The sequence below is a fragment of the Arthrobacter sp. TE12231 genome (genome assembly GCF_054062895.1).
The window spans coordinates 1-21,451 of sequence record NZ_JBSSFS010000001.1; the positions used below are offsets into that span (position 1 = coordinate 1).

General features: G+C 64.7%; 10 protein-coding genes, 3 rRNA genes and 1 pseudogene. 8 read left to right on the forward strand and 6 right to left on the reverse strand.

Annotated features, from left to right (window positions below):
• The first annotated feature begins 464 nt into the window (after positions 1-464).
• From ACVWYS_RS00005 to ACVWYS_RS00030, 6 genes and pseudogenes are all read left to right on the forward strand, one after another.
• Positions 465-1,991 (forward strand): 16S ribosomal RNA (locus tag ACVWYS_RS00005).
• A 517-nt stretch (positions 1,992-2,508) separates the two neighbouring features.
• Positions 2,509-5,635: ribosomal RNA gene (locus ACVWYS_RS00010) — 23S ribosomal RNA — on the forward strand.
• A 243-nt stretch (positions 5,636-5,878) separates the two neighbouring features.
• A 5S ribosomal RNA gene (rrf, locus tag ACVWYS_RS00015) occupies positions 5,879-5,995 on the forward strand.
• Together the 16S, 23S and 5S rRNA genes form the textbook arrangement of a ribosomal RNA operon.
• A 501-nt stretch (positions 5,996-6,496) precedes the next feature.
• A complete protein-coding gene (locus ACVWYS_RS00020) occupies positions 6,497-6,784 on the forward strand; it encodes an HU family DNA-binding protein (RefSeq protein WP_011776355.1) in 288 nt (95 codons plus the stop codon).
• Between the two features lie 151 nt (positions 6,785-6,935).
• Positions 6,936-9,105, forward strand: a pseudogene (locus tag ACVWYS_RS00025) (cytochrome c oxidase assembly protein).
• A complete protein-coding gene (locus tag ACVWYS_RS00030) occupies positions 9,105-11,066 on the forward strand; it encodes an NHL domain-containing thioredoxin family protein (protein WP_456508011.1) in 1,962 nt (653 codons plus the stop codon). Before ACVWYS_RS00025 ends, ACVWYS_RS00030 begins: the two are co-directional and overlap by 1 nt.
• Positions 11,067-11,416: 350 nt before the next feature.
• On the opposite strand, the gene ACVWYS_RS00035 is transcribed toward ACVWYS_RS00030, so the two are convergent.
• From ACVWYS_RS00035 to ACVWYS_RS00050, 4 genes are all read right to left on the reverse strand, one after another.
• Positions 11,417-12,409 carry a hypothetical protein gene (locus ACVWYS_RS00035; protein WP_116767921.1) on the reverse strand — a complete coding sequence of 331 codons (993 nt, stop codon included), beginning with the start codon at positions 12,407-12,409 and terminating at the stop codon, positions 11,417-11,419.
• Positions 12,410-12,532: 123 nt separating this feature from the next.
• Positions 12,533-14,302: a helicase HerA-like domain-containing protein gene (locus tag ACVWYS_RS00040; RefSeq protein WP_456508012.1), complete on the reverse strand. Its 1,770-nt coding sequence runs from the start codon at positions 14,300-14,302 to the stop codon at positions 12,533-12,535.
• A gap of 49 nt (positions 14,303-14,351) precedes the next feature.
• Positions 14,352-15,053, reverse strand: coding sequence for a type 1 glutamine amidotransferase domain-containing protein (locus ACVWYS_RS00045; RefSeq protein ID WP_456508013.1), 702 nt, complete (start codon positions 15,051-15,053; stop codon positions 14,352-14,354).
• Positions 15,054-15,100: 47 nt separating this feature from the next.
• A complete protein-coding gene (locus tag ACVWYS_RS00050; RefSeq protein WP_456508014.1) occupies positions 15,101-15,970 on the reverse strand; it encodes an aldo/keto reductase in 870 nt (289 codons plus the stop codon).
• A gap of 159 nt (positions 15,971-16,129) precedes the next feature.
• On the opposite strand from ACVWYS_RS00050, the gene ACVWYS_RS00055 reads away from it, so the two are divergent.
• Both ACVWYS_RS00055 and ACVWYS_RS00060 read left to right on the forward strand, forming a co-directional pair.
• Positions 16,130-16,930: a hypothetical protein gene (locus ACVWYS_RS00055; protein ID WP_456508015.1), complete on the forward strand. Its 801-nt coding sequence runs from the start codon at positions 16,130-16,132 to the stop codon at positions 16,928-16,930.
• 134 nt (positions 16,931-17,064) lie between these two features.
• Complete coding sequence (locus tag ACVWYS_RS00060; RefSeq protein ID WP_344360628.1) at positions 17,065-18,054, forward strand: LLM class flavin-dependent oxidoreductase; 990 nt, start codon at positions 17,065-17,067, stop codon at positions 18,052-18,054.
• Here the strand turns inward: ACVWYS_RS00060 and galT are convergent.
• A complete protein-coding gene (gene galT / locus ACVWYS_RS00065) occupies positions 18,051-19,160 on the reverse strand; it encodes a galactose-1-phosphate uridylyltransferase (RefSeq protein WP_456508016.1) in 1,110 nt (369 codons plus the stop codon). The two genes, ACVWYS_RS00060 and galT, sit on opposite strands and share 4 nt — an antisense overlap.
• Position 19,161: 1 nt before the next feature.
• The gene (locus tag ACVWYS_RS00070) at positions 19,162-21,420 is read right to left on the reverse strand and encodes an alpha-galactosidase (protein WP_456509107.1); all 2,259 of its coding nucleotides are present in this window, start codon (positions 21,418-21,420) and stop codon (positions 19,162-19,164) included.
• Between the last annotated feature and the right edge of the window lie 31 nt (positions 21,421-21,451).

Genomic DNA, 21,451 nt, shown 5'->3' on the forward strand with positions numbered 1-21,451 from the left:
TGCTGTGGGGGTGGGTTTGCGGTGGGGGCGTGGTGGGTGTATTGTTTTCTAAGTCGCCGCGAGGGAGACCAGCGGAAATGCTGGGAACCGGAGGCGGCCAATCCCCTAAATTTCAAGGCCTGATCTGGTCGGCGTTTTGTGCGCTCCGGGTTGGGTGGGGCGGGTTGGATGGTTTGCGGGTCGCGGAAACGTTGATTTGCAAAGCGGTCCGGACTCGGGTAAGTTTGAAAAGTTGCTCCGGAGCGATCCGCGACTGTTTGTTGGTTGTGGTGGTGCCGGGTGTGTCTGTTGTTTGAGAACTCAATAGTGTGCCAAGTTTGTTGATACCAATTTATTGTATTGAATTGGTTGAATGTGCCGGGCCCGCCACCCCGTGGTGTGGTCTGGTGTTTTTAGCTGGTTTCAAATTTTGTGCAGCGTGTGCATCCCGTTTTCCCGGGGGCGCATGTTGTGTCTGTTTTTCTTCAACGGAGAGTTTGATCCTGGCTCAGGATGAACGCTGGCGGCGTGCTTAACACATGCAAGTCGAACGATGATCCGGTGCTTGCACCGGGGATTAGTGGCGAACGGGTGAGTAACACGTGAGTAACCTGCCCTTAACTCTGGGATAAGCCTGGGAAACTGGGTCTAATACCGGATATGACTCCTCATCGCATGGTGGGGGGTGGAAAGCTTTATTGTGGTTTTGGATGGACTCGCGGCCTATCAGCTTGTTGGTGAGGTAATGGCTCACCAAGGCGACGACGGGTAGCCGGCCTGAGAGGGTGACCGGCCACACTGGGACTGAGACACGGCCCAGACTCCTACGGGAGGCAGCAGTGGGGAATATTGCACAATGGGCGCAAGCCTGATGCAGCGACGCCGCGTGAGGGATGACGGCCTTCGGGTTGTAAACCTCTTTCAGTAGGGAAGAAGCGAAAGTGACGGTACCTGCAGAAGAAGCGCCGGCTAACTACGTGCCAGCAGCCGCGGTAATACGTAGGGCGCAAGCGTTATCCGGAATTATTGGGCGTAAAGAGCTCGTAGGCGGTTTGTCGCGTCTGCCGTGAAAGTCCGGGGCTCAACTCCGGATCTGCGGTGGGTACGGGCAGACTAGAGTGATGTAGGGGAGACTGGAATTCCTGGTGTAGCGGTGAAATGCGCAGATATCAGGAGGAACACCGATGGCGAAGGCAGGTCTCTGGGCATTAACTGACGCTGAGGAGCGAAAGCATGGGGAGCGAACAGGATTAGATACCCTGGTAGTCCATGCCGTAAACGTTGGGCACTAGGTGTGGGGGACATTCCACGTTTTCCGCGCCGTAGCTAACGCATTAAGTGCCCCGCCTGGGGAGTACGGCCGCAAGGCTAAAACTCAAAGGAATTGACGGGGGCCCGCACAAGCGGCGGAGCATGCGGATTAATTCGATGCAACGCGAAGAACCTTACCAAGGCTTGACATGGGCCGGACCGGGCTGGAAACAGTCCTTCCCCTTTGGGGCCGGTTCACAGGTGGTGCATGGTTGTCGTCAGCTCGTGTCGTGAGATGTTGGGTTAAGTCCCGCAACGAGCGCAACCCTCGTTCCATGTTGCCAGCGCGTAATGGCGGGGACTCATGGGAGACTGCCGGGGTCAACTCGGAGGAAGGTGGGGACGACGTCAAATCATCATGCCCCTTATGTCTTGGGCTTCACGCATGCTACAATGGCCGGTACAAAGGGTTGCGATACTGTGAGGTGGAGCTAATCCCAAAAAGCCGGTCTCAGTTCGGATTGGGGTCTGCAACTCGACCCCATGAAGTCGGAGTCGCTAGTAATCGCAGATCAGCAACGCTGCGGTGAATACGTTCCCGGGCCTTGTACACACCGCCCGTCAAGTCACGAAAGTTGGTAACACCCGAAGCCGGTGGCCTAACCCCTTGTGGGAGGGAGCTGTCGAAGGTGGGACTGGCGATTGGGACTAAGTCGTAACAAGGTAGCCGTACCGGAAGGTGCGGCTGGATCACCTCCTTTCTAAGGAGCGCCTACAACCACCGTGCCTCATGCATTTGAGTGTGGCGGGGTTGTCAGGAGTACGCCCGTTGCGCAGACGCAAGTTCTGCGGCGGGTGCTCACGGGTGGAATATCAACAAATAGGTGCCTGGCGGCACGTGCCGGCAGCAAGTACGAACGGGGTCCCTTCGGGGGTTCCTGTTCTGGAACGCTCGCCGGTGTGGACTGCGGGGTAGTGTTTGGCACACTGTTGGGTCCTGAGACAACAGGACCGGGTGGTTGCGGCTTTGGCCGTGATTGTTCCGGGACTTGTGTTTCTGGTTTCCTGGCTGCATCGATCATGCATGTTCGGCCCGTGTGGGTTGTGTGTGTGGGGTGTGTGGTACGGGGTTGTTGTTTGAGAACTACATAGTGGACGCGAGCATCTTTTATAAGAAGCAATTTCCAAGAATATGAACCTGGATCTGTCGCTGTTGTCCTTCGGGGCGGTGGTGGTGGTTTTCATGGTTCTCTCGAAAATTTCTGATTGATCTTTTGTGGTCAAGTTTTTAAGAGCACACGGTGGATGCCTTGGCATTAGGAGCCGAAGAAGGACGTAGGAATCTGCGATAAGCCTGGGGGAGTCGATAACCGGACTGTGATCCCAGGGTGTCCGAATGGGGAAACCCCGCCAGGGGCGCGAGCTGCCTGGTGACCCGCATCTGAACACATAGGGTGCGTGGAGGGAACGCGGGGAAGTGAAACATCTCAGTACCCGCAGGAAGAGAAAACAATAGTGATTCCGTTAGTAGTGGCGAGCGAACGCGGATCAGGCTAAACCGTTCCATGTGTGATAGCCGGCGGGCGTTGCATGGTCGGGGTTGTGGGACTTTCCATACCAGTTCTGCCGGGCTGGTGAGGTGTGATGTGCAGGCATAGGTGAACGGTCTTGAAAGGCCGGCCGTAGAGGGTGTGAGCCCCGTAACCGAAATGTTGTGTACCGCCTGGTGAAGTATCCCAAGTAGCACGGGGCCCGAGAAATCCCGTGCGAATCTGTCAGGACCACCTGATAAGCCTAAATACTCCCTAATGACCGATAGCGGACCAGTACCGTGAGGGAAAGGTGAAAAGTACCCCGGGAGGGGAGTGAAACAGTACCTGAAACCGTGTGCTTACAATCCGTCGGAGCCAGTCTGATTCTGGTGACGGCGTGCCTTTTGAAGAATGAGCCTGCGAGTTAGTGTTACGTCGCGAGGTTAACCCGTGTGGGGAAGCCGTAGCGAAAGCGAGTCTGAACAGGGCGTTGCAGTGGCGTGATCTAGACCCGAAGCGAAGTGATCTACCCATGGCCAGGTTGAAGCGACGGTAAGACGTCGTGGAGGACCGAACCCACTTCAGTTGAAAATGGAGGGGATGAGCTGTGGGTAGGGGTGAAAGGCCAATCAAACTTCGTGATAGCTGGTTCTCCCCGAAATGCATTTAGGTGCAGCGTTGCGTGTTTCTTACCGGAGGTAGAGCTACTGGATGGCTAATGGGCCCTACAAGGTTACTGACGTCAGCCAAACTCCGAATGCCGGTAAGTGAGAGCGCAGCAGTGAGACTGTGGGGGATAAGCTTCATAGTCGAGAGGGAAACAGCCCAGACCACCAACTAAGGCCCCTAAGCGTGTGCTAAGTGGGAAAGGATGTGGAGTTGCGAAGACAACCAGGAGGTTGGCTTAGAAGCAGCCATCCTTAAAAGAGTGCGTAATAGCTCACTGGTCAAGTGATTCCGCGCCGACAATGTAGCGGGGCTCAAGTACACCGCCGAAGTTGTGGCATTCAGATATTAGCTAAGCCCTTGTGGTTCAGGCGTCTGGATGGGTAGGGGAGCGTCGTGTGGGCGGTGAAGTCGCGGTGTAAACCAGCGGTGGAGCCTACACGAGTGAGAATGCAGGCATGAGTAGCGAAAGACGGGTGAGAAACCCGTCCGCCGAATGATCAAGGGTTCCAGGGTCAAGCTAATCTGCCCTGGGTAAGTCGGGACCTAAGGCGAGGCCGACAGGCGTAGTCGATGGACAACGGGTTGATATTCCCGTACCGGCGAAAAACCGCCCATGTTGAACAGGGGATACTAACCGCCCGAGACCTGCCCGATCACCCTTTGGGTGTGAGGGTTTTGGTGGAGCGCGGGACCTGATCCTGGGAGGCAAGCGTATTAACAGGTGTGACGCAGGAAGGTAGCCGAGCCGGGCGATGGTTGTCCCGGTCTAAGGATGTAGGGCGAACGGTAGGCAAATCCGCCGTTCATGATGCCTGAGATCTGACGGGACCCCCGTAGGGGGGGATTCGGTGATCCTATGCTGCCGAGAAAAGCATCGACGCGAGGTTTTAGCCGCCCGTACCCCAAACCGACACAGGTGATCAGGTAGAGAATACTAAGGCGATCGAGAGAATTATGGTTAAGGAACTCGGCAAAATGCCCCCGTAACTTCGGGAGAAGGGGGGCCCCAACCTTGAACACCACACGCTGGTGGGAGGGGATCGGGGCCGCAGAGACCAGGGGGAAGCGACTGTTTACTAAAAACACAGGTCCGTGCGAAGTCGCAAGACGATGTATACGGACTGACTCCTGCCCGGTGCTGGAAGGTTAAGAGGACCGGTTAGCCGCAAGGCGAAGCTGAGAATTTAAGCCCCAGTAAACGGCGGTGGTAACTATAACCATCCTAAGGTAGCGAAATTCCTTGTCGGGTAAGTTCCGACCTGCACGAATGGAGTAACGACTTCCCCGCTGTCTCAACCATAAACTCGGCGAAATTGCAGTACGAGTAAAGATGCTCGTTACGCGCAGCAGGACGGAAAGACCCCGAGACCTTTACTATAGTTTGGTATTGGTGTTCGGAGTGGCTTGTGTAGGATAGGTGGGAGACGTTGAAGCCCGGACGCCAGTTCGGGTGGAGTCATCGTTGAAATACCACTCTGGTCACTTTGGACATCTAACTTCGGCCCGTAATCCGGGTCAGGGACAGTGCCTGATGGGTAGTTTAACTGGGGCGGTTGCCTCCTAAAAAGTAACGGAGGCGCCCAAAGGTTCCCTCAGCCTGGTTGGCAATCAGGTGTCGAGTGTAAGTGCACAAGGGAGCTTGACTGTGAGAGAGACATCTCGAGCAGGGACGAAAGTCGGGACTAGTGATCCGGCGGTACATTGTGGAATGGCCGTCGCTCAACGGATAAAAGGTACCTCGGGGATAACAGGCTGATCTTGCCCAAGAGTCCATATCGACGGCATGGTTTGGCACCTCGATGTCGGCTCGTCGCATCCTGGGGCTGGAGTAGGTCCCAAGGGTTGGGCTGTTCGCCCATTAAAGCGGTACGCGAGCTGGGTTTAGAACGTCGTGAGACAGTTCGGTCCCTATCCGCTGCGCGCGCAGGAAATTTGAGAAGGGCTGTCCTTAGTACGAGAGGACCGGGACGGACGAACCTCTGGTGTGTCAGTTGTACTGCCAAGTGCACCGCTGATTAGCTACGTTCGGATGGGATAACCGCTGAAAGCATCTAAGCGGGAAGCTCGCTTCGAGATGAGATTTCCATACACCTTGTGTGTGAGAGGCCCCCAGCCAGACCACTGGGTTGATAGGCCGGATGTGGAAGCGAGGACTAACGACTCGTGAAGCTGACCGGTACTAATAGGCCGATAACTTACACCACACACTCTTCCCGCGAACCCGTTTCAAAAGGGGTTCGCACCAGGGGAGGGTACAAAGAAACAAGACTGCTTGCGTCCACTATGTGGTTCCCAACCAACAAACCCGCACCCGCGGCACGTTGCAACAGGAACAAAACCACAACAACATACACAACACCACAACTGCACCAGCAACACCGGTGCAGCAGGTTGTAACCACAGTTTTCCCCGCCACACCCCCAGGGTGAAGGCGGCGGAGCAAGGGTTACGGCGGTCATAGCGTGGGGGAAACGCCCGGTCCCATTCCGAACCCGGAAGCTAAGACCCACAGCGCCGATGGTACTGCACCCGGGAGGGTGTGGGAGAGTAGGTCACCGCCGGAACATCATTCAGGTCGAGGACCCCCAACCACAGGTTGGGGGTCCTCCCGCATTTAACCAACAAAACCCATCACCTGAGACATCACACACCCCGCGACCCACCCCCACCACCGGCACACCCCCGGGACGTGAGCGAGGAGCGCGCCGGCACTGCAGGACGTGCGGGAGCACCGCAGCGATCCCTGTCAGACGTGCGAGAGCGTCGGAATGGGAACAAGGCCCGCAGACTGCCCGGATACCGGCCTGGCCGTGCCACCAGGGGTTGGCAAGTCCGGCAGCACGGACGGCGACGGACTGCGGTGAAAACGGCACTGATGGAGGGGCGTCCGCTCTCGGCGCAATTTGACCGCGATCGGCGTCGAATCCAGTGATTTTCCCCAAAAAACGCCGAAAACACGCGGAATTTGCCACCTCGGCGGCGCCAAGCTGGTAAGTTTTCGAACAGTGGTTTGTACGCATGCCGTGTGCAGGCTCCAGAAATCATGACCGTCCAGGAGGACATAAATGGCTAAGAACCGTAGTGAACTTGTTGCAGAGGTAGCGGGCAAGGCCGGCACCAGCCAGGCAGCAGTCAACTCCGTGCTCGACGCACTGTTCGAGGTCTTCGAGACCTCTGTCGCCGCGGGCGAGAAGATCACCATCCCGGGCTGGCTCGCAGTCGAGCGTACCGACCGTGCAGCTCGCACCGGCCGCAACCCGCAGACCGGCGAGACCATCCAGATTGCCGCTGGCCACAGCGTCAAGCTGACCGCCGGCTCCAAGCTGAAGGCTGCAGTCGCCAAGAAGAAGTAGTCTTCTTCTTGCGCTTGAAAGGAGCGGCAACCCTCGGGTTGCCGCTCCTTTTGCGTCCGCACCCGGTTCGCCAGATTTGTTTAGCCGGTTCAGCCGTTCGAGGGGTCGGGACCGATTCGCTGAGCCGGGCGGCGTAGCGGACAATGGAAGGGTGCCTTCCGCAGTAAATCCCACTCCCACAACCGCAGCGCCCGTCCCCGGGGACGCGCGCGGCCCCGGCCAAGGCCCCGACGGGATTTCCCGGCCGTGGCTGATTGCCGGCCTCGCCGCGTTGTTCGTGGGCCTGGCCGCGGCACTCATCTTCTCCGGCGCTGCAGCCGCACGCGAAGTCTCTGATCCCGGGGCACTGGTGCGCTGGGGTCTGCCGGTGAGCAAAGCAATCCACAACGTCGCCGTGGCCACCGTGATCGGTGGCCTGATCTTCGCCGTCGGCATTCTCCCGCGGGACAGGACCGGCTCCCGGTCCAAGCAACGGGACGCCCCGGAACATCCGGCCTTCACCCGGGCACTGGCCGTGGCCGCGGCCGCAGGCGCCGTCTGGACGCTCTCCGCGATCGCCGTGCTGGTCCTGGGCTATGCCGACATTGCAGGGCAGGGCATTTCCGGGGATCCGGAATTCACGCGGTCCCTCGTGTACTTCATGACGGATATCGAAACGGGACGCGCCTGGCTGACCGTGGTGATCATCGCCGCCGTCGTTACTACCGTCCTGTTCGGGGTGCGCTCCCGCGGCGGGCTGGCACTGACGCTGATCCTGTCCTTGATCGGGTTGGTCCCGGCCGCCCTGATCGGACACTCGTCGAGCTCCAGCGACCATGAGGGTGCCATCAACTCGCTCGGCCTGCACCTGGTAGGCGTATCTGCCTGGGTGGGGGGCATCATCATGCTGGCGCTCCTCTCCGGCGTGCTGGGCGGCGCAGGTGCCGGCGGCCGCAACAAGGGCGCGTCGGCGGGGACACCAGACATCACCGAGCCGACACTCCGCCGGTTCTCATCACTCGCAGGTTTCGCTTTCGCCCTGGTCTTTGCCTCAGGCGTGATCAATGCCAGCATCCGCCTCACCACGTGGAGCGACCTCTTCGGCTCGGCCTACGGACAACTGATCCTCGCCAAGACGGCAGCGGTCCTGGTGCTGGGCGGTATCGGGCTCATGCACCGCCGCTGGGTCATCCCGCAGCTGGGCAACCGCGCAATGGGCCGGTCCGCCCGCCGGGTGCTGTGGCAGCTCGTGATCGTGGAACTGATCATCATGGGGGCGACGTCGGGGATTGCCGTGGCGCTGGGGCGGTCTGCCCCGCCACAGCCCACCACCTTTGCCCCCGATGCGTCGCCGGCCTTCCTTCTCTCCGGCTACGAACTGCCGCCGGAGCTGACACCGGAACGGTGGCTGACGGAATGGCGGCCGGACTGGCTCTGGATCGCCGTCGTGGTCTTTGCCCTCGTCGCCTACGTCCTCGGTGTCTGGAAGATCCTGCGACGGGGCGACTCGTGGCCCTGGTTCCGGACGGTCAACTGGGCGGTCGGACTCGTAGTCCTCACGTACGTGACCTCGGGTCCGCCCTCGGTCTACGGCCGCGTACTCTTCTCCGCCCACATGGTGGACCACATGGCCCTGACCATGGTGGCCCCTATCTTCCTGGTTCTCGGCGCTCCCATGACACTGGCGCTCCGGGCGCTGACGCCGCGGCGCGACAGCTCCCGCGGACCGCGTGAGTGCGCTGCTGATCATCATTCACTCCAAGTTCTCGCAGCTGGTGACCCACCCGCTGTTCGCGGCGGCCAACTTCGCCGGCTCGATCGTGCTCTTCTATTACTCGGACGCGTTCGGTTACGCGATGCGGGACCACGTGGGCCACGAACTCATGAACCTGCACTTCGCCCTCACCGGCTACATCTTTGTGCTCACCATGATCGGCACCGACCCGCTGCCGCGCCGCGCCCCATACCCCATGCGCCTACTGCTCCTGTTGGCCACCATGGGCTTCCACGCGTTCTTCGGAGTCGCTATCATGGGCGGCACCGGGCTGCTGGCCGCAGACTATTTCGGCAACCTCGGCCGCCCGTGGGGGCCCTCCGCGCTGCTGGACCAGCAAATGGGCGGTGCGGTGGCCTGGGGCATCGGCGAAGTGCCCACGCTTCTCGTTGCGATCGGCGTCGCCATCATGTGGTCCCGTTCCGACGCCCGCGAGTCCAAACGCACCGACCGTGCGGCGGACAGGAATAACGACGCCGATCTCACCGCTTACAACGACATGTTTGCCAAGCTGGCAGAACGCGATGCCAAGCTCGCCGAACGCAATTCAAAGCTGGAAGGACGCTGATGACCGACACCGTACGCACCCACCTCCGGGTCCGGGCCTCTGAACTCGTGGGCCGTAACTGGCTCAACACCGGCGGCAAGTCCCTGGACCTCGAATCCCTGCGCGGCAAGATCGTCCTGCTGGACTTCTGGACGTTCTGCTGCATTAACTGCCTGCACGTCCTGGACGAACTCCGCCCGCTCGAGCAGCAGTACTCCGACGTCCTCGTGACCGTGGGCGTGCATTCGCCCAAGTTCGAGCACGAGGCTGACCCCGTGGCGCTGGCGGCCGCCGTCGAACGCTACGAGATCCGTCACCCGGTCCTTGACGACCCGGAGCTGGAGACCTGGAAGGCTTACACGGCCCGCGCCTGGCCGACTCTGGTGGTCATCGACCCCGAGGGCTACATCGTGGCGCACCTCTCCGGCGAGGGCCACGCCGACGGCCTCGCCGTGCTGATCCCCGAGCTGATCGCCGAGCACGAGGCCAAAGGCACGCTGCACCGCGGCTCCGGCCCCTACGTGGCGCCGGAGCCGACGTCGGGAACGCTTCGCTTCCCCGGTAAGGCCCTGTACCTCCCGGCCGGCCGCGGCGTCGGAAGCGCCACGGAAGCCGGCTCCTGGCTCGTCACCGATACCGGGCACCACCGCCTCGTGGAGCTCTCCACCGATTTCCAGACCGTCCTGGCAACCTACGGTTCCGGCGAAAAAGGCCACACTGACGGTACGGCCGCCGCGGCCCGGTTCAATGAACCGCAGGGCCTCGTGCTGCTGCCCGCGGAGGTCGCCGCGGAGACCGGCTACGACGTCTTGATTGCCGACTCCGTGAACCACCGGCTCCGAGGGCTGTCCCTGGCGGACGGAAGAGTCCGCACGCTTGCCGGCAACGGCGTGCAGCGGCTCCTGGAGACGGGTCCTGCCCGCGTGGACGAGGAAGGCGCCGCCTACGGTGCCCGGCTGGAGCCGGATCCGCTTGCGGTGTCCCTGAGCTCCCCGTGGGATGTGGTCTGGTCCGCCAAACTCCAAGCCGTGGTGGTGGCGATGGCCGGCGTGCACCAGATCTTCAGCTTCGAGCCGACGTCCGGTGCCGTGAAGATCATCGCCGGCAACGGCCTCGAGGGGCTCCTCGACGGCCCGGCAGCCGAAGCCTGGTTCGCCCAGTCCTCCGGCCTCGCCGAGGACGCCGACGGCAACATCTGGGTGGCCGACTCCGAGACTTCTGCCCTGCGCAAACTGGTGATTGACGACGCCGGCAGCATCATCGTCGAGTCCGCCGTTGGCAAGGGTCTGTTCGATTTCGGCTTCCGCGACGGCCCCGCCCCAGAGGCACGGCTGCAGCACCCCCTGGGCGTGACGGTGCTTCCGGACGGCTCCGTAGCGATCGCCGACACCTACAACGGCGCCGTCCGCCGCTTCGACCCCGCGACGGGGACCGTCTCCACGCTGGCCCGCGGGCTGTCCGAGCCCTCGGACGTCATTGTGGACCACACCCAGGTGGCCGGGACCGAGCCGTTGCTGGTGGTGGTCGAGGCCAACAAGCACCAGCTGGTCTACGTGCCCATCCCGAAGGAAGCGCAGCAGGTGGATGAGGGTGCGGCACAGACCCACCGGCCCAAGAGCCCTGTGGCGCCCGGGCTGCTTGAACTCGCAGTCCGCTTCACGGCGCCCACCGGGCAAAAGCTGGATGACCGCTGGGGCGATCCCACCCAGCTGAAGATCTCGTCCACGCCGCCCGAACTGCTGGTCTCCGGCGGCGGGACCTCCGTGGGCCTGCAGCGCACCCTGGAGCTGTCCTCTGACGTTCCCGAGGGCGTCCTGCACATCACCGCCCGCGCGGCGGCGTGCGATGGCCCCGAAGACGCCGACGGCGAGATCCCGGACCACGCGGCCTGCCACCTGTACCAGCAGGACTGGGGCATCCCGGTGCTCCTGCAGGCCGACGGCGACACCGAGCTGGTCCTGGACCTGCGCGGAATGGACTGAGCCGGCGAGTCTGTGCCCTGAGTCGATTGCGCCGCTGAGCCGACCCTGAAAAGGCTGCTGTCCGTGACCTGCCGTCACGGACAGCAGCCTTTTGGCTTAATCCCGGCCGGGCGGCCCCGGATTCCGGGAGTTCTGAATCCTGGACCGGGCAAGAACCTCTTTGGTGTGACACGAGACTATCCACACCCGTTCCGGGAGTCCCTGATCATGGTCGAGTCTGCCGTCGGGAGGGGCGACACGACGTTGGATTTCTTAGGCGGCGGCTTCCCGGGACGCGCAATGGCCGGGCCCGGGGTGTCCTCACACGGGCATGACGGGAGGGGCCGCCCGGCGGGCCCGCACCTGTGGTTCTAGTAGTTGAGCTGCGGCGTGATCTTCACGGTGTCGCCGTCGATATCCAGACGGGTCGTGAAGCTGAAATCATGGACGGTGTTGATGTCGGTCACGGCGCCGGTGAACAGATCCACCTGGCGGGCTTTGATCCGGGCCTTGCCGTCCAGGGGCGCCACCACCCAGCGGCCGCCAAACGGCTCGATGCTGACGGTGGGGTAGTCCGTGATGCTCCAGTCAATGGTCCCGTCAAGCACCCGGTTGTTGGTGGCGTGGTAGAACGGGCAGTCGGGTTGCAGCTTCTGCTGTTTGTCGGCCTCGTCGGCGCAGGAATCCAGGAACTCCTTGACCTTGCCGCTCACGGCGGCCTTCAGGGCGTCTGTTGCCTCGGTCAGCAGATTCAGCGGAGCCGGGTGCGAGTCCCCCGCGGTCACGGTGGCCCGGGTGGGCGAGGCGGAGAAGTACTGGCCGTTCAGGGCGGCCTCGTACTCGCCAGGGTAGAAGACGGCGAAGGAGTTGCGGCCGTTGGGCATGTTCACCGGTACACCATTCAGGGTGGCCTCGCTGGAGTTGACTACGGTCACGTCCAGGACGGGCAGCGCCGCGGGCACGAAGGACCATTTGTGGAAGAACAACCACTCGGTGCCGGACCGCTCCAGCAGGAACTCGGTCCGCGACTGGCTGCCGTCGATGGTGTAGTTGACGGGCACCATGACCTGGTCCGCGCCGCGCTCTTCAGCGTCGCCGACCTTGACGTCGGAGAGACGTGCGGCTGCGGTCTGCAGGGCGGATCCGTCGAGCATTGCAGGATTGCTTTGCGGCACGGAGGCGTGCAACAGGCCTAGCGCCTTTTCGCCTTCGCCCTTTTGCAGGGCACTGAGATACTCTCGGACGGGCTGCTGGGGACCGGCAATGGAGTTGTTCACCAGATTGATCGACACGATGGCTCCGGCCACGGCAAGCATCAGTCCCAGCAGCCACACTGCTGCGATTTTGACCAACGCCTGACTCATTTGCACGATTCTTACGTTACCTGCACGCCGCAGGAAACCCGGTGTCACGGTCCGCGTCTGTGACGCGGAGCATTGCCGCCCGCGGCCCGGACACCGTGGCCCCGGTTCGCCGGCGCCGGGATCCTAGCGGCGGCGGCGTTTCGAGGACGTGCCGAAGACTCCGCGGAGCAGCTCCCGGCCAAGCTGGGTCCCCAGCGAGCGGGCCATGCTCTTGAGGCCTCCGCCCAAAGCCCCCGCAAGGTCATCGCCGATGCCGCCGCCGATGCCACCGCCACCTGTCGGCTGTGCCTGCCGGGGCGCCTGCTGCTCGGGCGCGTCCCTGTATTCGGGCTGCTTCGGTCGCTCCGCTGGCCGGCTGCTGGGCCGGCCAAGGATTTCTTCTTCGATCCGGCGGGCCTCGGCGTCGATGGCCGTCGGATCCAGGGCGGCGCCGGGAGCTGCGCCGCCGTCGCCAGCGCCGCTCTGCCCCCTGCCGCGTGAGCCGCCCGGATGCGCGGCGCCGCCCGCCGGCCCGGTGGGGGCAGCGCCTGTGTAGTCACCGCCTTCGGCGGTGATTTTCTCGTAGGCGGAGATGTTGTCGACGGCGGTGCCGTACTTGGGCAGGAGGGCGGAGCCGGCCACGGTGCTGGAGATCAGGGCGTCGGTGCTGGGGCCCATCACGGATTCCGGGGCGCGCAGCCGGGTGAGTGCCACGGGGGTCGGGGCGCCCTTCTCATTCAAGACCGTGATGACGGCCTCGCCGATGCCGGCCGTGGTGAGGGTCTCTGCGAGGTCGTAGTCGCTGGTCGGGAAGGTGGAGACGGTGGCCTTGAGGGCCTTGGCGTCCTCCGGGGTATAGGCGCGCAGGGCGTGTTGCACCCGGTTTGCCAGCTGGCCCAGGACATCCGCCGGGACATCCTTGGGAGTCTGCGTCACGAAGAAGATGCCGACGCCCTTGGACCGGATGAGCCGGACGGTGGTGGTAATTGCGTCAAGGAAAGCCTTCGAGGCGCCGTTGAACAGCAGGTGGGCCTCATCTAGGAAGAACACGAGCTTGGGCTTGTCGAGATCCCCGGCTTCCGGCAGGTCTTCAAAGAGGTCTGCGAGCAGCCACATCAGGAACGTTGAGAACAGCATGGGCTTGGTCTGCAGCGTGGGAAGCTCCAGGCAGCTTACGACGCCGCGGCCGTCCGGGGCAGTACGCAGCAGTTCGGCGGTGTCGAACTCGGGTTCGCCAAAGAACTTCTCCATGCCCTGCGCCTCGAGGGTGATTAGTTCACGCAGGATCACGCCCGCGGTGGCCTTGGAGAGACCGCCCAGTTCCTCGAGCTCGTCCTTGCCCTCGGCGGAGGTCAGGAACTGGATTACGGCGCGCAGGTCCTTGAGATCGACCAGCTCGAGGTTGTTCTTGTCCGCGAAGTGGAACACGAGCTGGAGGCTGGATTCCTGGGTCTCGTTCAGGTCCATCACACGGGAGAGCAGGATGGGGCCGAAGGAAGTGACTGTGGCGCGGACCGGTATGCCCTGGCCGTCGCCGCCGAGGGCCAGGAATTCCACCGGGAAAGTCTTGCCGGACCACGGCTGTCCGATGCTCTCGGTGCGGGCCAGGAGCTTGTCGCTGCCCGTGGCGGCGGTGGCCAAGCCGGAGAGGTCGCCCTTGATGTCGGCCAGAAACACCGGCACGCCCGCAGTGGAGAGCTGTTCGGCCATCATGTGCAGCGTGACGGTCTTGCCTGTGCCGGTTGCTCCGGCCACCAGGCCGTGCCGGTTCATCATGGCAAGCGGCAGCCGGACGGGAGCGTCCTTGTGGAGTTCGCCGTCGACGATTGCCGCTCCGAGCTCGATGGTCGGGCCCTCCAGGGTGTAGCCCTGGACGATCGTGGCGACTTTATCAGCAGTGGATTTGATGGCCATGCGGTTAGCTTAGCCGGGTCCGGGGTTCCCGGACCCGGCTAGGGCTGGCCTATTCGGCGAGGGCCTTAAGGACTTCCTTGGCCACGTCCTCGCTGGACTGCGGGTTCTGTCCGGTGATGAGGTTTCCGTCCCGCACGACGTGGGACGTCCACGCCGCACCGTTCTCGACGATCGCGCCTTTCTCCTTCAGCGCGTCCTCCACGAACCACGGTGTGTTGGGGCCGGTGCCGCCGCCCAACTCCTCCTCGTTGGTGAAGACGGTGAGGCGGCGGCCCGCGAAAGTGAACGAGCCGTCGTCGTCCGTGGCGCTCAGCAGCCCGGCAGGGCCGTGGCAGAAGGGCGCGATGATTTTGGCTGCCGCGTTGGCGCCGGTGAGAATCCTGCCGAGGTCGGCGTCCTGGTAGAGGTCGGCCATGGGGCCGTGGCCCCCCGGCATGACGACGGCGTCGTAGCCGGCGACGTCGACGTCGGCCAGCACCAGCGGCGCGGACAGCTCGGCGTCGATCGAATCCAGGTACGTCCGGAAGCTGTCCGCGCGGTCCTGGCCGCCGGCGGACTCGGCCGCGAGGCTGACCTCGTCCACGGTGGGCTTCCGGCCGCCCGGGGTGGCGATGTGCACGGTGTGCCCGGCGTCGAGGAGGGTCTGGTGCGAGACGACGAGTTCCTCGGCCCAGTAGCCGGTGGGGTGTTCGCTGCCGTCGCGCATGGTGAGGGAATTTGCGGCCGAGACGACCATCAGGATGTTAGCCATGGTGTTGTTCCTGTTCTGCCGGCAGGGCCGGCGGGTAGCGGAGGGGTTTAGCGGGCCGCGTGGAGTTCGGCGTAGGTGGCATCGTCAAGCACGACGCCGGCGGCGGCGAGGTTCTCTTCGAGATGCTGAAGGGAGCCGGTGCCCGGGATGGGCATCATGACGGGGGAGCGGCGCAGCAGCCACGCCAGAGCCACCTGGGAGGTGGTGGCGCCGAGCCGTTTGGCGGCCTCGTCCAGCGGTCCGCCCGGCCGGGCGAGCTCCCCGGCGGAAATCGGCGCCCACGGAATGAAGCCGATGCCGTTCGCCTCCGCGTAGTCGAGGACGTCCTCGGAGCTGCGGTCGGTGAGGTTGTAGCGGTTCTGCACCGTGGAAACGGTGAAGTACTTCCCGGCTTCCTCCAGCTCCTCCACGCTGACCTGGGACAGGCCGAGGGCTTTGACCTTGCCTTCCTTCTGTAGATCGCGCAGCACCGTGAACTGCTCTTCGCGGTCCACCTTGGGGTCGATCCGGTGCAGCTGGAGGAGGTCCAGGGAGTCGACCTTGAGCTTGCGCAGGCTCAGTTCCGCCTGCTGGCGCAGGTATTCGGGCCGGCCGACCGGTACCCAGGCGTTGGGTCCGGTGCGGGTGAATCCGACCTTGGTGGCGATCGTGAGGCCGTCCCGGTAGGGGTGCAGCGCCTCGGCGAGGATTTCCTCGCTGATGTTGGGGCCGTAGGAATCGGCGGTGTCAATGAAGTCGACGCCGAGCTCCACGGCGCGGCGCACGACGGCGATCGCGGCAGCACGGTCTGCCGGCTCGCCCCAGACGCCGTCACCAACAATGCGCATGGCGCCGAAGCCCAACCGGTGGACAGTTCCCAGGTCCTTTAAGTCGATCGTGGCGGATAGTTCCGGATGCTGTGGATTGTCATGGCTCATAGGGTAGGGAACATCCTCAGTCTGCTGACTATTCCATCGGGCAATTCTTTCGGGCCCGCCGGCCGGGCGCTGCGGGGCCGGCAGGAGGGGGGCATTGGCGGGCATTGCGACCCGTGCCGAATTACGCCACCGATTTGAAATTTTGCCTTAGACTGTGGCATGCCCAAATCGCACCCTCGCATCGTACTGGCCTTTGTAGTGACGCTCGGCCTTGTCCTCCTGGGTGGAGGACCGGCCTCGGCCGCCACCGCCAGCTCCCCGGGACCGGGCATCGACGTCTCCTGGCCGCAATGCGGCACCACTTTGCCAAAACAGCCCGCCTTCGCGATCGTTGGCGTCAACCACGGCCTGGCGAACAACACGAACCCGTGCCTGGCGAGCCAACTGGCTTGGGCGAAGACGGCAAAAGCCCCCGCGACGACAGCGCAGCCGAGGGTGGCGCTGTACGTTAATACCGCCAACCCGGGCCGGCAGGGGTCCTGGTGGCCGACGTCGAACACCTACAACGGTGTAAAGGTCACCAACCCCTACGGCAGCTGCGCCGCGGGGACGTTCAAAGCCTGCTCCTACATGTACGGGTGGGCGAAAGCCTCGGACGACGCCAAACGCCGCGGTGTCAGCAACCCGCAGTCCTACCTCTGGTGGCTGGATGTGGAAGCGGAAAACACCTGGCAGACCGACAAAGCGGCCAACGTGGCTGTCCTGGAGGGCATGACTGCGTATTTCAAGAGGATCGGCGCCCGCGTGGGCCTCTACTCGACCGGCTACCAGTGGGGACAGATCGCCGGAACCGTGAAGTCGACCAGCCCGCTGGCAGGATTGCCCAGCTGGCTTGCAGGCGCGGGATCAGCCGCCAAGGCGAAGGCGAACTGCACCCTTCCCGGGTTGACACCAGGCAGCCGCGTCTCGATGACGCAGTACATCTCCGGAGGCCTTGACTACAACTATTCGTGCGGCTGATCCGACCGCTGAAATATCCGGGGGGCCGCCGTCGTTGACCCCAGTGTGCCCGCGCCGGAAACCTGGCGCCGCCCGGACCGTGGCTCCCAACCCTGGTCCGAACACTGCTCCGCTACGAAAGGCCGGCTTTTTCCGTGACTGTTCCGCTTTCCATCCTTGACCTCGCAACCATCGGCCCGGGCCAGACGGCGGCCGAGAGCTTCGCCGGAAGCGTGGCCATGGCACAGCTCGCCGAGGACCGGGGCTACCGGCGGATCTGGTACGCCGAGCACCACAACATGTCCTCGATCGCGTCCTCCGCCACGAGCGTGCTGATCGCGCACGTTGCGGCCCACACCTCCAGCATCCGGCTCGGCGCCGGCGGCGTGATGCTGCCCAACCACTCGCCGCTGACTATCGCGGAACAGTTCGGCACGCTCGAAACCCTGCACCCGGGCAGGATCGACCTCGGGCTGGGCCGGGCGCCGGGCAGCGACCAGAACACCCTGCGGGCCCTGCGTCGTGACCCGATGTCGGCAGACAGCTTCCCGCAGGACGTCCTGGAACTCCAGGGCTACTTGACCGGTCCCACCCGCATCCCGGGCGTCGAGGCCACCCCGGGCAAGGGCACCAACGTGCCGCTGTACATCCTGGGCTCCTCCTTGTTCGGGGCCAGGCTGGCCGCGCAGCTGGGCCTGCCGTACGCCTTCGCCTCGCACTTCGCGCCTGCCGCGCTGCAGGACGCGGTGGCGACCTACCGCCGCGAATTCCGGCCCTCCGCGCAGCTGGACACCCCGCACGTGATCGCCGGCGTGAACGTCATTGCCGCGGACTCGGCCTCCGAAGCCCAGGCGATGTTCCAGGCCACCAAGCGGGCCAGGGTTTCCCTGTTCTTCGGCAACGGGCGTGTGTTCAGCGACGACGAGGCGGACATGATCCTGGACTCGCCGCAGGGCCAGCACATGGCGCAGATGATGAAGTACTCCGCTGTTGGCACCCCAGATGCCGTCCTCACCTACCTCGAGGAATTCACGGACCACGCCGACGCCGATGAACTGATCGTGGCGCATCAGAGTACCGGCACCGAAGCCCGGCTGCGTTCCGTGGAACTTCTGGCCGACGCTGCCCGGCTCGTGCGGGCCTAACGGCCGGTCTTTCCTATGGCCTCGCGGAGCCGGGCGGCGGCCGTTTCCGGCGGGATGTCCGCGATGAACGCGCCCATCGCCGCCTCCGAACCCGCCAGGTACTTGAGCTTGGTTTCCTCCCGGCGCGGGGAGGTCAGCTGCAGCATGAGCCGGATGTCGTCCCGGTGGGCGTGGACGGGGGCCTGGTGCCACGCCGAAATATACGGGGTGGGGGTGTCGTACAGGGCGTCGACGCCGCGCAGCAGCCGGCCGTAGAGCCGGGAGAACTCATCGCGTTCCTCGTCCGTGGTGGCGGCGAGGTCCGGGACGTGCCGGTGCGGGAGCATGTGCACCTCCAGCGGCCAGCGCGCGGCAAACGGCACGAACGCCGTCCAGTGGTCGCCCTGGAGCAGCACCCGCTCGGATTTCTGTTCGAAGCTGAGGATGTCCTCGAACAGCGGGCCGCCGTAGTCCTCGATCGTGCGGATCAGCTGGGCCGTGCGGGGCGTGATGTACGGGTAGGCGTAGATCTGCCCGTGCGGGTGGTGCAGCGTCACCCCGATCGCCTCCCCGCGGTTCTCGAACGGAAAAACCTGTTCGACGCCGGGCAGCGCCGACAGCGCCGCCGTCCGGTCCGCCCACGCCTCCACCACCGTGCGCATCCGGGACAAGGGCAGCCCCGCGAGGGAACCGGTGTGTTCGGGGGAGAAGCACACCACTTCGCACCGGCCCACGGACTGCCGGCTGCGCCCCAGCCCCACCCGGGCGAGGTCCGCCAGGCCCTCCGGTGCGGCGGCGCCCGCCAGCTCGGGTCCGAAGGACGGGGATTTGTTTTCGAACACGGCAACGTCGTAAAGGCTCGGAATTTCCGAGGGATTCTCCGGCGACGCCGGGGCCAGCGGGTCCAGGTGCGAGGGCGGCAGCACCACACGGTTCTGCCGGGCGGCCGCGATCGAAATCCACTCGCCGGTCAGGACGTCCTGGCGCATGGTGGCCGTGGGCGGCCGGACCGCCGGCTCGCGGAGATCGTCCCCCCGCTCCGGCGGCAGGACGGTGTCGGCGTCATCGAAATAGATGATGTCCCGGCCGTCGGAGAGCTTGTAGGCGCGTTTCGTAATCCGGCCCATGCTAGGAGCCCCTCACGGGGTGGCCGCCCGTAGCGGCGGGGCCGCCGGATGGTTCGCAGGCCGGTTCAGCAGCGGTGACGCGGCGGACGGACAGGAGCAGCCCGTGCTCGGGGTTCAGGACGGGCATCGGCAGGCCGGACTCCGCCAGGAAACGGCCGGTCGCCTCGACGCCGCCCCCGAGCCACCCCGGCGGCACCGCCTGCAGGAACGCCCGGCCATCGTCGGCCGCCGGGTAGACCGCGTCCACCCGGTACCCGGCGTCCGGCAGCAGCCCCGGCAGGCAGACCCTCCCGGGGACTTCGGCGAACGACGTCGCCACGGACACCAGCGCGTAGAGGGCCTCGCCGCCGTCATGGGACACGACGCCGTGGAGCCGGAGGGACGGGTCCGGTTCGTCGGCCCGCACCATGCGCCCGCTGTGCAGCAGGGGACGGTACTTCTTGAACAGTGCGATCGCCGTGGCAAGCTCGGTGCGCTCGGAATCGGCGAGGTGCCGGACATCCCATTCGAGGCCGAAGTGGCCAAACATGGCCGTGATGGCCCGGAAGGAGAGGTCGTGCGTCCGGGCGGTGGTGTGGCTTGTGGTAGGCCCGATGTGCGATCCGACGAGCTCCGGCGGCACCACCATGCCGGTCCACCGCTGGATCGTCTGCCGTTCCAGGGCATCGTTGCAGTCCGAGCCCCAAATCCGGTCGGTGCGTTCGAGAATGCCGAGATCCACACGGGCGCCGCCGGAGGAGCAGCTTTCGATCTCCACACCGGGGTGGGCTTTGCGGAGCTCGTCGAGGAGGCGGTATACGGCCTGTGTCTGGGCATGCACCGAGGGGCGGCCGGCATGGCCCATTTCGGTCAGGTCCCGGTTCTGGTCCCATTTGAGGTAGCTGATCCGGTATTCGCTCAACAGGGCATCGAGCCGGTCGAAGATGTACTGCCAGGCCTCCGGATTGACGAGGTCCAGCACCTGCTGGTGCCGCCAGCGCTCCGGAAGCCGGCCAGCCGGGCCGCCGGGAACGGGCTGGCCGCCCCCTGCCGCCGGGCTGCCCCCGGCGGCCCGCGGAGCCGGTCCGGCGATCCAGTCCGGGTGGGCCCGGGCCAGATCCGAGTCCTCGTTGACCATTTCGGGTTCGACCCAGAGCCCGAATTCCATGCCGTGGCCGGTGACCGCGTCGATCAGCGGGCTCAGGCCCTCGGGCCAGAGGTCCTCGTCGACGTACCAGTCGCCGAGGCCCGCCGTGTCGTTGCGCCGGCCGCGGAACCAGCCGTCGTCGAGAACGTAGCGTTCCACGCCCAGCCGGGCGGCGGATTCGGCGAGGTCGAGCAGCACCGGCATCCGGTGGTCGAAATACACCGCTTCCCAGACATTGAGCACCACGGGCCGGGCTTTGCCGGACCGCACGCCGGGGTGGTGCGGGCGCCCGCGGAACCAGGCGTAGAAGGCCTCGCTGATGCCGTCCAGCCCGGCGGCGGAGTACGCCGCGAACAACCACGGGGTCTCGTAGCTGGCGTTTGCCGCCAAGGTGATCTCGCCCCCGCCGAGCAGCTCCGAAGCGCCGATAACGGTCCGGCCGTCCGCTGAGGCATCAACGAAGCTCTCGTGGTTGCCGCTCCAGCCCAGATGCACGGCCCAGACCTGCCCGTGGCGGTTGCCGAAGCCGGCGCTCCCGGCGGCCAGGAGGAGCGAGGCATCATGTCCCGTCCGGCCGTGCCGGCCCGAGCGGACCCACGTTCCCTGGCGCAGCGGCAGGCGCTGGGGGTGGGACTCCCGGCACCAGCGGCCGGTCAGGTCCAGGATCTCGGTGGCGGCGCGGCCCAGCGGCAGCACGGCAGCGAGTTCGTCGAGGCTGTAGGGATCCGCGCCGTCGTTGTGGAGCCGGTGCCGGAGCTGCAGCAGGCCGCCGTCGTTGATCGTCACCTCCGTGCGGACGGTGACGCCCGCATCCGGGTCTGCCTGGGTGATGACGGCGGAGCACCCGTCCCCTTCCGCCCGTTCGACGGCGACAACCCGCAGGCAGGCCGAGAACGCCTGGCCGTTCCGGTGGCCCCGGAGGCCGGGACGCCCCCGCCAGCCGGAGGACGCCTGCGGGATCAGCCCCAGCGTGACCGGGATGTCGAGGGCGGAGTGCGGCACGGCGTCGCCGAGCAGTGACAGATCCGGCAGGGCCGGGCCGAGGTCGGCGCCAAAGTGGAGCATGGCGGGCTCGCCCGTGCTGAAGTCGATGAGCAATGACGTTCCGGAACGGCGCAGGTAGAGCGGCTCCACATGCGGGACGCCCAGGGGGGAACGGGTCTCG

What these genes read in the sequence shown, in the direction of transcription:
- ACVWYS_RS00020 (WP_011776355.1), top strand. Translation starts at nt 6,497, where the DNA reads ATGGCTAAGAACCGTAGTGAACTTGTTGCAGAGGTAGCGGGCAAGGCC.
- ACVWYS_RS00030 (WP_456508011.1), top strand. Translation starts at nt 9,105, where the DNA reads ATGACCGACACCGTACGCACCCACCTCCGGGTCCGGGCCTCTGAACTC.
- ACVWYS_RS00035 (WP_116767921.1), bottom strand. Translation starts at nt 12,409, where the DNA reads ATGAGTCAGGCGTTGGTCAAAATCGCAGCAGTGTGGCTGCTGGGACTG.
- ACVWYS_RS00040 (WP_456508012.1), bottom strand. Translation starts at nt 14,302, where the DNA reads ATGGCCATCAAATCCACTGCTGATAAAGTCGCCACGATCGTCCAGGGC.
- ACVWYS_RS00045 (WP_456508013.1), bottom strand. Translation starts at nt 15,053, where the DNA reads ATGGCTAACATCCTGATGGTCGTCTCGGCCGCAAATTCCCTCACCATG.
- ACVWYS_RS00050 (WP_456508014.1), bottom strand. Translation starts at nt 15,970, where the DNA reads ATGAGCCATGACAATCCACAGCATCCGGAACTATCCGCCACGATCGAC.
- ACVWYS_RS00055 (WP_456508015.1), top strand. Translation starts at nt 16,130, where the DNA reads ATGCCCAAATCGCACCCTCGCATCGTACTGGCCTTTGTAGTGACGCTC.
- galT (WP_456508016.1), bottom strand. Translation starts at nt 19,160, where the DNA reads ATGGGCCGGATTACGAAACGCGCCTACAAGCTCTCCGACGGCCGGGAC.